Annotated in this window: 8 protein-coding genes; all 8 read left to right on the forward strand. The window is 37.8% G+C overall.

The window, feature by feature from the left end; all coding sequences use genetic code 11:
- The first annotated feature begins 3 nt into the window (after positions 1–3).
- The 8 genes from SOM12_RS04455 to SOM12_RS04490 all read left to right on the forward strand — a co-directional run bounded on the left by SOM12_RS04455 (position 4) and on the right by SOM12_RS04490 (position 13,580).
- Positions 4–3,225, forward strand: coding sequence for a TonB-dependent receptor (locus tag SOM12_RS04455; RefSeq protein ID WP_320492536.1), 3,222 nt, complete (start codon positions 4–6; stop codon positions 3,223–3,225).
- A gap of 25 nt (positions 3,226–3,250) precedes the next feature.
- Entirely contained in the window at positions 3,251–5,146 is a 1,896-nt protein-coding gene (locus SOM12_RS04460) for a RagB/SusD family nutrient uptake outer membrane protein (RefSeq protein WP_320492537.1), read from the forward strand.
- A 12-nt stretch (positions 5,147–5,158) separates the two neighbouring features.
- Positions 5,159–6,808, forward strand: a complete 1,650-nt coding sequence (locus SOM12_RS04465; RefSeq protein ID WP_320492538.1) for a DUF5123 domain-containing protein — start codon at positions 5,159–5,161, stop codon at positions 6,806–6,808.
- A gap of 142 nt (positions 6,809–6,950) precedes the next feature.
- Positions 6,951–8,594 (forward strand): glycoside hydrolase 43 family protein, encoded by a 1,644-nt coding sequence (locus tag SOM12_RS04470; protein ID WP_320492539.1) that lies wholly within the window; start codon positions 6,951–6,953, stop codon positions 8,592–8,594.
- Positions 8,595–8,600: 6 nt separating this feature from the next.
- Positions 8,601–9,821 carry a glycoside hydrolase family 88 protein gene (locus SOM12_RS04475; RefSeq protein ID WP_320492540.1) on the forward strand — a complete coding sequence of 407 codons (1,221 nt, stop codon included), beginning with the start codon at positions 8,601–8,603 and terminating at the stop codon, positions 9,819–9,821.
- A 22-nt stretch (positions 9,822–9,843) separates the two neighbouring features.
- Entirely contained in the window at positions 9,844–11,535 is a 1,692-nt protein-coding gene (locus SOM12_RS04480) for a glycoside hydrolase family 28 protein (RefSeq protein ID WP_320492541.1), read from the forward strand.
- A gap of 11 nt (positions 11,536–11,546) precedes the next feature.
- A complete protein-coding gene (locus SOM12_RS04485; protein WP_320492542.1) occupies positions 11,547–12,542 on the forward strand; it encodes a pectinesterase family protein in 996 nt (331 codons plus the stop codon).
- A gap of 51 nt (positions 12,543–12,593) precedes the next feature.
- On the forward strand, positions 12,594–13,580 hold the full coding sequence (locus SOM12_RS04490; RefSeq protein WP_320492543.1) for an alpha/beta hydrolase: 987 nt from the start codon (positions 12,594–12,596) through the stop codon (positions 13,578–13,580).
- Positions 13,581–13,621: the final 41 nt, after the last annotated feature.

A 13,621-nucleotide genomic window follows, 5' to 3' on the forward strand; every position in this document is an offset into this window, starting at 1 on the left:
GTTATGATTATAAAAAAATATATCTGGAGCATTTTAGCCGTCCTGTTTTTAACAGGGGGGATTTATGCTCAGAAGCGTACAACCGTGAGCGGTTCGGTTAAGGATAACATGGCGGGTATTCCGGGCGCAACAATTATGGTAAAGAATGAAAACACAAATACCGTTACCGATTTTGATGGTAAATTCAGCGTAGCGGTAGCAGATCCAGAAACTGCAGTTCTAATCATCAAATTTGTGGGAATGAATGATGAAATTGTGCCCTTAAAAGGACGCACATCAGGCATTACGGTAACCATGAAAGAATCGAACAGCGAATTGAACGAAGTTGTTGTAATTGGTTATGGTACGCAAAAACGTAAAAACTTAACTGGGGCGGTCGCCAGTATAAAAGGAACCGAATTGGCAAAAGTGCCGACATCCAATGTGGCGGAAGCCTTGACGGGAAGACTTCCTGGGGTTCAGGTTACAACTGTTGACGGTTCGCCTGGAGCAGATGTGAAAATTAGAATTCGTGGAGGAGGATCTATTACTGAAGACAACTCGCCATTAATTTTGGTTGATGGCTTTGAGGTGGCTAACTTAAATGATATTCCACCGACAGATATCGAATCTGTAGAGGTTCTGAAAGATGCAGCCTCTACAGCCGTATATGGAGCAAGAGGTGCAAATGGAGTTATTATTGTGACGACTAAAGTTCCTAAAGCAGGAAAAGTAGCGGTAAACATTCATAACTATACGCAAATTAAAACGCTTGCCAATCATTTGGACGTTATGGATCCGTATGAGTTTGTTATGATGCAATATGAATTTGCACGTAAAAGCACTTCTAACCCAACTGGATTTTATAATATGTATGGCAGACCAAGCGAATTTTACATATATAAAGGAAATAAGGGAACAGATTGGCAAAAAGAAATTTTTGGAAGCAATCCGATTGCAAGATACACTGATATCAATGTAAGTGGCGGGAGCGAAAAAACAAAATTCAAATTTACGTTTGTAAACCAAGACCAGCCGGGTGTTTTGCTTGGAACGGGAATGCGCCAGAATTATATCTATTTGATTTTAAATTCAAAATTAACAGACAATCTAACGTTCGAATACCAAACACGTTTAACCAATCAAACCATTGAAGGTTCAGGAACAGATGGAGTGAGCCTGCTTAGGGCTTTGCGCGAAGCGCCAACGGCAGGACTAGAAGAGTATATGACCTTACCGGAAGACAATACTTATTTCGATCCGGATGATTACGAAATTAAGCCTCGTTTTAATCCATTCGAGGAAGCAGAGAAAAACTACCGTCAGCGTACGACGAGAACATTTAATACTACAGGAGCTTTGACTTGGACCATCAAAAAAGGATTGACTCTTCGTTCTTCATTCGGTTATGAATATAAATATTCTGAAGACGGACGTTTTTGGGGTACAGACACCAAAACGGCATTAGAAAATAATAATCTGCCTCTAACGTATTGGGCGATGACCCAGTCGCCTCGCTGGCAGTTGAATAACGTATTGAACTACGGATTTAAATTAAAAGAGCGCCACGATTTCCAATTAATGATAGGGCAAGAAATAAAAGATCAGGAAAGCTCAATTAAGTTTTTCCGCACGCGTTATTTTCCGGAAGACATTACTGGAGAAAAGGCGCTAGACAACCTGGCTTTGGGAACCCCTTTTGAAAATGGTTCGAATGCAGAATCTCCAAATAGAATTTCTTCATTTTTTGGAAGGGTCAATTATGGTTATGATGACCGTTATTTATTTACGTTTACTGTCCGTGCCGACGGTTCTACAAAATTTGGTCCAGACAACAGATGGGGAGTTTTTCCTGCTGGCGCGTTTGCATGGAGAGTTTCAAATGAAAGTTTCTTAAAAGAGAGCCGGACGGTTTCCAATTTAAAACTTCGTTTAAGTTATGGAGCTTCTGGAAATGATAAAATCAAAGGCGATTTATATGCAAAATATTACGGCGTATCTAGAGACCGTTCTGTAGGATGGGGAGAAGAAAACCATTATTACTATAATTTTTATAACGACAAATATCTGAACAATCCAAATGTAAAATGGGAAACGACTTATACGGCGAACGTTGGTCTTGATTTTGGCTTTTTTAAAGAAAGGCTTACGGGAACTTTAGATTTTTATCATAACACAGTAAAAGATTTATTGGTGCCATCAGATATTGCATCGGTTTCTGGTTTTACAAAAATGATGACCAACGTTGGACAGACTTCTAATAAAGGTGTCGAATTTGCAATCAACGGAAGTGTGATTAAGAAAAAGGATTTTCAAGTTGATTTGACTTTTAATATTGGTTACAACAAAAACAAAATCGACAAATTGGCGAGCGGAGAGCAGGAATGGATTTTAAGTTCGGGCTGGGCAGGAACGCAATTGTTGAATGATGATGACTACCGTGCCTATGTAGGCGGGACAAAAGGATTGATTTATGGATTTGTAAACGATGGCTTTTATACAATGGATGATTTTGAATCTTTTGATGCTGTAACCAAAACGTGGAAATTAAAAGAAGGTGTTGCCAATTCAAAGAATCTTTCTGGTGATCCGGTTCCAGGTAATGCGAAGTTTAAGAAACTGACTCCTGTAGATCCTTCAGATCCAAATAGCTATGTAATTGGAGATAAAGACAGGAAAGTGATTGGAGATACAAATCCTGATTTTTCTGGAGGTTTTGGTGTAAATGCCATTTGGAAAAACTTTGATTTAACAGCATTCTTTAATTTTATGTATGGGTTTGATGTTTATAATGCCAATAAGATTATGACAACTTCTTTCTATCAGAACAATCAGAATAATTTTGGTATGGATGTGGGACTAAACAGCCGTTGGAGAAATTATGATGACATGGGCAACGATCTTCGCTATTTGCCAGAACAGCTGGCTAAACAGAACGAAAACGCTACAATGTGGAATCCAGTATCTATTGGCCGTCCTATTGCAATGTCTTACGCTGTTGAAGATGGCTCTTTCTTACGATTAAACACGCTGAGCATTGGTTATACTATTCCAAAACAAAACAGTTCAAAAGTAGGATTCAGCAGAATCAGATTGTATGCTACAGGAAGCAACTTGTTTGTTTGGACAAACTATTCCGGATATGATCCAGATATCAATCTGGAAACTGGATTAACACCAAATATTGATTACAACGCTTATCCAAGAACACGTAACTATGCTTTTGGATTACAGTTGTCATTTTAATTTAACAATATTAAATCTCATGATGATGAATAAAAAGATAATATTTAGTTTTCTGATAGTTGTTGCGCTGTCCTTTACAGCCTGCGATGAATATCTCGATGTACAGCCTGGATCGGGCTTTACCCAAGCAGAAATTTTTAAATCAGAAAAAGACATTCAATCTGCTGTTGCGGGTGTTTATACGCTCATGCTGACCGATGATGCTTATGCCAATCGTCTTGCTTTTGTTTTTAATACGAATACAGATGTAGAAATGTCGGGTGTTTCAACCAATACAGTAAACGGAAACGGTTCTGATATTGCCTGTTACGATCCAAAGCCCTATTGGACAACTTTAAATGGTACATGGAGTGCAATGTATAAAATTATCAATGCGGCAAATGATGTAATTGAAGGAATTGAAAGCTCTGATTTGTATAAAGGAGATCCTAAAAATGCCCCTTCTAACATTATGCAGATGTATGGAGAAGTGAAGACGATTCGTGCAATGGTTTACTTAGACATGATCCGAATTTGGGGAGATATTGTTTTTCGCACTAAATCTTCGACAGGAGATGAAAATTTTGCTGTCGGAACCACAGACCGAAATGTAATTCTTGAATTTTTAATTGACGATTTGAAGTCGGTTGAGCCTTTAATGAAAAATGCTAATGAATTGGATTATGGAGTGGAACGTGCTTCAAGAAGCTTCAATCAGGGACTAATAGGGCTATTGGCTCTTACAAGAGGGGGATGGACACTTCGCCCAGACGAAAACAATCCTGCAAGCATTGGACACATGGAAAGAGGAAAAAATCACGAGCAGTATTATGATATCGCAATCCAATATCTGGATAAAGTAATTCAAGGCAGACAGCATGATTTAAAATTAAGTTTTAGAGATTTCTGGATGAAGCAGAACAATTGGGAAACGCCGGTAAATGACGATGTTATTTTCTCAATTCCAATGCTGAAAAACTCCACGGGCGAGTACGGCTATTTTGCCGGAATTCCGATTGCTGAAGGGAATCATCCTTACGGAAGTGCTTCTGGGACTCTTAGTTTATGCGGAGAATACCTTTATTCATTCGACAATAAGGATTTAAGAAGAGATGTTACCTGCGCACCGCTGTCATACGATCAAAATCTAAATCAGATAATTCGTCTGGACCTGGCTCGTTTGGCTGTTGGCAAATGGTCTAAACTATGGATGAATGATCCGTTAGGAAGCACAAGCCAGAAAGGAACCGGAATCAATTATTCTTGGATGCGTTTTGCAGATGTGCTATTAATGTACGCAGAAGCGGTAAACGAAAGATTTGGTGCTCGTGAAGATGCTAAGGAATGTTTAAGACGTGTGCGTAGAAGGGCTTTTGCACAAGCAGATTGGGGAACCAAAGTTGACGATTATGTAATGTCTAAATCATCGCCAGATTTATTCTTTAAGGCTATAATGGATGAGCGCAAATGGGAATTTGGGGGAGAAAGCAAACGTAAATTTGATCTGGCGCGTTGGAATAAATTCAGTGAAGTGGTTTATAATCAGTATTATAAATTATACAATTGGGGACGCGTAGCCAACGGTGCTTATGTTCCGGGCATCGAACAAGTTCCTGGAAGTATTTATTATAAAAACATTCCAGATCCGGTTAATTCAGGCAGAACCATTTTGGATATAAAAGGAATTGATGAAATTCTTCAGGCTCGTCCTGCTGGATATACCGAACTTCCCTTTGCTGTAAGCTGGTATTCATTGAATAACGATACGGCAAGTTACGAACCAAGAAACGATATCAAGTGGAGTTTCAGAGGATTCATCAACTACAATAATGCTTCATCGGTATCGCCAACAGATCCGCTGCGTTATTTATGTCCTTATCCTTCTAAGGTAATTACAGATCATAGAGGAGCAATTCAAAATTATTATGGATTTAATTTTTAAATCGTACCAAGCATGAAAAACTTTAGAAAAATACTTTGCATACTATCTCTTATAGGGTTAATTGCCTGTGGAGAACTGCTGATATCTTGTGAGAACGATGAGTTTAAATATCCGCAGGAACTAGATTTATTTCAACCGAAATTTGTCCTTACCGCTCCTTTAGTAAAGGGAAATTCAATCGCTGTTGTATGGTATAAAGTCAATGATGCAGCTTCTTATACAGTTGAGCTGCATTTAGACAATTATTATAAAAGTTTGTACAAATCGTATACTACGACAGACACGCAAATTTTAATGGATGATATTCCCTATAAAACACAGTTTTATATTAGAGTAAGATCCAATCATGCGATCGATGGACATAATTCGCAATGGTCGTACACGAATGCTTTAACAGAAGAGCGTCCGCCGTTTCAGCCTATTTTGCATGAAGTGGAAAAGGTAAACATTACTGAAACGGAAGTTACTGTAAATTGGGATATTTCCACAGAGAATCCAGTTGACAGTATTTCTGTAGCGCCTGCACAATCGGCAGAGATTCCTGCAATAGGCCGCAAACTTACTTCGGCAGAAATAGCAAAAGGAGAAGCTACTGTTGCTGGCTTGGAAAAAAATACATTGTACAACGTAAATATTTTCGACAACAATAAGCCGAGACGTTACGATAAGCCGTACAATCAGGTTTCTTTCCGTTCGGCAGGACCATCAGCTGCAACCATCATTGTTACAAAAGGTATAGATTTAGATGCTTTATTGAGAACAAACAATGATGATCCTACCATTCCAGAAGGAACAGAATATTTCCTTGAAGCAGGTTCGCTGTTTAAAATTACGCCTTTCACAATCTCAAAAGGGTTTAAATTGATTGGAGGAACCCAGGGAGAGCGCCCTCAGATCGAAATGAACGGAAACTGGAATATTGCAGAAGGTTCTTATTTGACGGAATTGGCTTTTGAAAACATACGTTTCTACCAAACTATCGATGCCGGCTATTTCTTTAATAGCGGTACAGCGTGGAAAATAGATAAAATTACGTTCTATAACTGTGTTTTCAACTATTTCAAACGCGGATTCTGGAGACATCAAGGAAACGGAAAATACAAAGAAATTGGTGAATTAGATATGAGCTATTGTACATTCGATCAAGTGGGAGGACATACAGGCCCTTACGGAACATTTGTTTTTGGTTCTGCCGGAGCAGATAACGTGAAGAAAGCCAAATTCTCAAATAGTACTTTCATGAGAGATTATTATCAGACTACAGATAAGAACAGAAACTTTAAAAACTTGTTTGATTATGGTACATCAGCTTATCCGATTCAGTTGGAATATCAGAATATTACGCTTTATGATTACGCATACAACAGATCATTAATCAATATTCCGAATGCCGTGGGATCTACTTTGATCTTTAAAAATGTATTAATTGCATCTGCATGCGGTAAAGTAATCCAAGCAATTGCAGCCAATACGCCAACAACGTACGGAAATAATTATACAACTACCGATTATCTGTTAGGCGCCGCTGCAATTCAGGGAACCGAATTAGGTATCAGTGCACAAAATTTATTTGTTGATCCTGCAAATGGCAATTTGATGATTAAAGATTCAAATTCTCCAATTGTAACCAATAGAGTAGGAGATACAAGGTGGTTGCCATAAGTTTAAGTTTTGTTAATTAAGTGGTTTCAGTACTTACATGAAGTATCCTTGTGGTTGAGGATACTTCAATGTACTGTCTTTCACAATAGATGAAAATTAGCTTAAAAAAAATAGCTCCGAATTATATTATAAAATCAATAAAATGAAATTCAAACAATTACTACTCGCTCCAGCATTATTTTGGTGTTTAGCAGCAGGTGCACAAGGCTGGAACGCTGATTTAGGAAACGGAAAATACAAAAACCCAATTTTGCATGTAGACTACTCTGATCCAGATGTCTGTGCAGGAGAAGACGGTTATTACATGACAGCATCTAGTTTTAATAGCACGCCAGGGCTTCCTATACTTCATTCTAAAGATCTTGTAAACTGGGAATTGGTTGGATATGCATTGCAAAATCTTTTTCCTATAGAACATTATCGCACCGTTCGTCACGGTGATGGGGTTTGGGCTCCATCAATTCGTTACCACAATGGCGAATACTTTATTTATTGGGGAGATCCTGATTTTGGAATATTTATGGTTAAAACTAAAAATCCGGCAAGTGTATGGGAAGAACCCGTTTTGGTTAAAGAAGCAAAAGGAATTATTGATACTTGTCCGTTTTGGGATGAAGACGGAAAGGCCTATTTATCTTATGCTTTTGCAGGAAGCCGTGCCAACGTAAAAACAGTTTTAATGCTTTCTGAAATGGCAGTCGACGGAACGAAACTAATAGGAAATCCAGCTTTAATTTTTGATGGACATAATGGCCATACCACAGTTGAAGGTTCAAAAATGTATAAACGAGAAGGATTTTACTGGGTTATGGCTCCAGCAGGAGGCGTAAAACCAGGATGGCAATTGGCAATGCGTTCTAAAAATGTTTGGGGACCGTATGAATACAAAGTGGTTTTAAACCAAGGGAATTCACCTGTTAATGGGCCTCATCAAGGCGGATATGCTGAAACGCCAAACGGAGAAGGATGGTTTTTGCATTTTCAAGATCGTTGGTCTTATGGGCGAGTTGTACATCTGCAGCCTGTGACTTGGAAAGACGGCTGGCCAATTATGGGGAAAGATTCTAATAAAGACGGAATTGGAGAGCCTGTTATGGAATGGACCAAACCAAATGTAGGGAAAAATTATCCAGCTACACCCTTAATTTCTTCAGACGAATTTAATAGCCACCAGTATGGTTTGCAATGGCAATGGCAGGCCAATCAGAATCCTGCTGAACATTGGGGCTGGTCTTCTGCAAATCTTGGTTTTCTGCGTCTGAATTGCATTCCGAGAAAAGAAGGAAACAAAACCATGTGGATGATGCCGAATCTTTTATTGCAAAAATTTCCAGGTGCGAATTTTACAGCAACAGCAAAATTGACTTTTGAAAATAACCCAGACGCAGGAGTGAGCGGCTCAGGTTTGATTGTCTTTGGAGAAGATTACGCTTATATCGCAATCGAACAGGATAAAATGGGCAATCTGATTTTGGTGCAACGCTCATTGAAAAGTGCTAGAACTTCTAAAGAATTAGAAAAAGAAGTGACTTCTGTTCCTTTAAATAAAAAAGAAGTTAGTTTACGCGCCAAAGTAGAAATGATTCAGAATAAAGAACCTTTTGATGCGAAAGTTACTTTTTATTACAGTGTGGATGGAAAGAATTTCAAAAAACTGGGAGAATCATTCAAACCAAGCGCAGGAAGATGGGTTGGTGCCAAAATCGGACTTTTTGCAACTGGATCTAAAACTATTAATGACAGCAGTTATGCCGATTACGATTGGTTTAGAGTCGAAGAAAATTAAGAGATTATGAGACATAAAGCGACCTATTATTTTCTTGCTTTGTTTGTTTGTGTAACTTCCTACGGGCAGTCAAAACCAACAGATAAAGAGGGAGTAGCGCCAATTGATTGGGCGATAAAAATGGCCGATTCAGATCAGAAACGCGTACCAAATCCAGTTTTTCTAGATGGCGTAAAATATCCGAAATGGAATTATACCAATGGTTTGGTAGCATTGGCTAATCAGAAATTGTATGATTATACCAAGAATCAAAAATATTGGGATTACGGACTTTCTTACGCCGAACAATTGATTGATAAAGAGGGTAATATTCAAGGCGGATATGAAATCGAGAAATACAGTCTGGATCTAGTCAATTCTGGTAAAATACTTTTTGAGATTTATCAAAAGACTAATGAGCCGCGCTATAAAAAAGCAATGGATGTGCTGCATAAACAATTAGAAGGACATCCAAGAAATTCTGACGGTGGCTATTGGCATAAAAAAAGTTATCCGTGGCAGATGTGGCTGGACGGCGTTTATATGGCAGATCCTTTTTCTGCGCAATACGGACAAGTATTTAATGATCCAAAGGCAATTGACGATGCAATTCTGCAAGCAGAACTGATTCAGAAACATACTTTTGATGCAAAAACAGGTTTGAATTTTCATGGTTATGATGAAAAACGTGCTCAATTCTGGGCAGACAAAACTACTGGGACTTCATCGCATATTTGGGGACGCGCACAAGGCTGGTATTGTATGGCCTTGGTTGATATTCTAGACTTTGTTCCAGAAAATCATCCTAAACGAAAGGTGGTAATCCAAATCATTCAAAAGGTTTTTGAAGCTGTCTTAAAAGCGCAAGATTCTAAAACAGGAGTTTGGTGGCAAGTAATGGATCAGCCGGGAAGAAAAGGCAATTATCTGGAGTCAACTTGTTCGACGATGTTTGTGTATTCATTTACAAAAGCGTACAACAAAGGTTTTGTTGGCAAACAGTTTCTTAAATCGGCACAAAAAGGTTTTAATGGCATTCAGAAAGAATTTATACAAGAAAATCCAGATGGAACCATTTCGATTACAAAATGCTGTGCCGTTGCCGGATTGGGCGGTAAAAATCGTCAAGACCGAAACGGCTCATTCGAATATTATATTTCAGAGCCTATAAGAGAAAACGATTCAAAAGCAGTTGGCCCTTATATTCTGGCTGGTATCGAATTGCAAAAAGTTCTAGACAAAAAATAATGTTTCAAAATTATAATAGATTATGATAAAAATTAAAAGAACACTTCTTCTAACGGCATTTCTTCTAACGGCATTATCTGGTTTTAGCCAAAAGAAAGGGACTTCAATTGTGGCAGAAAAAAAAGCCATTTCAAGTTTGAAAATTCCTTTTAAAATGCCAGAAGTGCAAATTCCGAAGTTTAAAAACGATACGCTAAATATTATTGATTTTGGAGCGGTTCCTAATACCGAACAGCTTTGTACAAATGCAATTAATACAGCGATTGAAAAGTGCTCTCAATCGGGTGGCGGAGTGGTCTTAATTCCTGCGGGCCTTTGGACAACAGGGCCAATAAAACTGAAAAACAATGTAAATCTTCATACTGAAAATGGTGCTTTTGTTTCTTTCACAAGCGATTTAAAACAGTACAAACTGATCGAATCCTATTTTGAAGGAAGTAAAGTGATCCGCTGCGAATCACCTATCATGGGAATTGATTTAGAAAACATCGCCATTACAGGTCAAGGAATTTTTGATGGAAATGGCGCCGTATGGAGACCAGTTAAAATTGGAAAAATGACAGCTGGACAATGGAGCGATTTAGTGAATTCTGGCGGTGTTTTGTCTAAAGACGGAAAAATCTGGTATCCTTCAAAAGGCGCTTATGAGGGGAATGAAGAAAGAAGCAAATTGCCTAAAAAGGAAACCGTAGAAAATATGGAACCTTATAAAGAAGCCCTTCGTCCGGTTATGGTAAGTTTGGTCAATTGCAAAAAACTGCTTCTAGACGGTGTTACGTTTCAAAATTCTCCTGCATGGAATGTAAATCCGTTACTATGCGAACATCTTACTTTACGCAACTTAACGATTCGTAATCCGTGGTATTCTCAAAATGGAGACGGCTTAGATTTGGAATCTTGCAGAATTGGAACGGTAACCAACTGCCGTTTTGATGTTGGAGACGATGCCATTTGCATTAAATCAGGAAAAGATAAAGAAGGAAGAGACCGGGCAAAACCAACCGAATTATTCGTGATTACAGATTGCATAGTGTATCACGCACATGGAGGTTTTACTATTGGAAGCGAAATGTCTGGCGGCGTTAAAAATATATATGCTAAAAATCTAACATTTAACGGAACAGATTGCGGACTTCGCTTTAAATCGGTTCGCGGCCGTGGCGGTGTAGTGGAGAATATTTGGATGGAAGACATCCGTATGAATAATATTCCAACAGACGCCATCAATTTCAACTTGTATTATTTCGGAAAATCATTATCTGGAGATAAAGAAACAGGAGAAGTAACCGTTGCCAAAGAGCCTATTACAGAGGAAACGCCTGCCTTTAAAAATATGTATTTCAAAAACATTTATGTAAACGGCGCGTCTCAGGCTTTAAAAATTATGGGAATTCCAGAAATGCCAGTTGCCAATATCGAATTTGAAAATATGATAATCCGTTCACATGTTGGCGTTCAGTTAAATTATGCAAGCAAAATTGCATTTAAAAATTTGGATTTAAGATTAGAGAAACCTGGAATTGCAGTAAGTTTTTCAAACAGCAAAAATGTGAGTTTGGACGGACTTAAATCGACGGGAGAAAATCAGATGTTTTGGGTTGGAGGCTTAGAAACAAAAAATATTTCATTAAAAACCAATGGAAAGAAAATAGTTCTGAATAAAGACCTAAAAGTTTTAGAATCCATAAAAGATGAGGTAAAAGTGGTAAACTAAAGAAATACAACATGATATTTATCAAATTTATAGCTGCTTCGATTTTCTTTCTGAATTTTTCATTTAGAAATGAATCTATAGATCAAATTAAGGAAAATTCAAAGGAAGTCAAGTCCAGTGATTTCACAGTGGATGCTAGTGGAAAAGGAGATTTTAAAACTGTGCAAGAAGCTTTTAATGCTGTGCCCTTATTTAAAACCTCACAAACTAAAATTTTTGTAAAAAACGGTATTTATAAAGAAAAACTAGAATTGGCTTTAAATAAAAACAATGTAACGCTGATTGGAGAAAGTAAAGGAAATGTAATTCTAACTTATGATGATTATGCTTCAAAGTCGAATGGTGAAGGAGGAACAATCGGAACTTCCGGATCAGCGAGTTTTATTGTCAGCGGAAATAGTTTTACAGCTCAGAATATTACGTTTGAGAATTCATCTGGTCCAGTTGGGCAAGCTGTTGCTGTAAGAATCGATGGAGATAAAATCATCTTCGAAAATTGTAAATTTTTAGGTTTTCAAGATACCTTATATCCGAGAGAAAGCAAAAGCAGACAATATTATAAAAATTGTTATATAGAAGGAACAACTGATTTCATTTTTGGAGGTTCAACCGCAGTTTTTGAGGATTGTGAAATCTTCTCTAAAAAAGGAGGTTCATATATTACTGCTGCCAATACGCCAGAATCGAATACGTACGGATTTGTATTCCTAAACTGTAAACTGACTGCAAATTCTGGAGATAGCTCTTATTACTTGGGAAGACCTTGGAGAAATTATGCTAGAACTGTATTTCTGAAATGCGATATGGGTTCGCACATAAAACCGCAAGGCTGGCACAATTGGGGAAAACCAGAAGCAGAAAAAACAGTCTTATATGCCGAATACCAATCGATAGGAAAAGGAGCAAATGTTGGATTTCGTGCCAATTGGTCACATCAGCTTTCTGTAGAACAGTTTAAAAGGGAATATTCGATGAAAGCAATTTTCAATGATTGGAAACCGAATTAAGGTTTTTAGAATTCATCTTTTGGAATTGACAATCAATTTAATAAATAAGGAATGAAGTTTCAAATTAGAAAATTTAAAGCAGTATTTATTGGGTTTTGCATCTTATTTCTTCAAAAGATAAATGCGCAATATTTGGAAGGACTGACTCAAGTTAGTGATACTTCCTTCACTAATAACAGCGCTTTCAAGAAAGCAGTAAAATATTTCCCAAATATTGCTTTGGTGCCAGAAATGCATTTTGATGACGTTGCAATGAAGAACGACATAGTGTATTGTAATCATGGAAAACGTAAAATGAAATTGGATGTGTTTTTCAATAAGAATAAAAAAGAAAAACAAACTGCAATTATAATTATTCATGGTGGAGGCTGGCGATCTGGAAGCCGGAGCCAGCACCATCAAATGGCACAGAAATTGGCAAGTCTGGGTTATGTTTGTTTTACACCAGAATACCGGCTCTCTACAGAAGCGCTTTTTCCTGCAGCAATTTATGATCTCAAAGCTTCAATTCGCTGGGTAAGAGAAAATGCAGAAAAGTATAATGTAAATCCGAATCAAATTGTTTCTCTCGGATTTTCTGCTGGAGGACAATTAGCTGCTTTTATGGGCGTAACGGGAAACATGCCTCTGTTTGAAGGAGAAATTACCAAATCAAAATCTCAAATAAATGCCATAGTTGATATTGACGGAACTTTATCGTTTGTTCATCCAGAAAGCAGTGAAACAAAAGAAACTAAAAATTTTGGAGCAAGCACGCAGTGGATTGGGTATAGAATGAAACACAATAAACAACTTTGGGAAACTGCTTCTCCTTTGTCTTATGCAAACGCTTCAACTCCGCCGACATTATTTATCAACAGTTCGATTCCAAAAATGCACGCCGGCAGAGATGATTTCAGAAAGATTTTAAGTGAGAACGAAATCTATTCTGAGGTTCACGAATTTGAGAATTCACCGCATGCTTTTTGTCTTTTCAGCCCTTGGTTTGAACCGACAATCCATTACATAGATCAATTTCTGGGTAAAGTTTTTAACTAAAGCAAAATTATTAAACCGAGAATGCATTGGCTAAACCGCAA

The sequence above is a fragment of the Flavobacterium sp. CFBP9031 genome, assembly GCF_034044945.1.
Taxonomy (GTDB): Bacteria; Bacteroidota; Bacteroidia; order Flavobacteriales; family Flavobacteriaceae; genus Flavobacterium.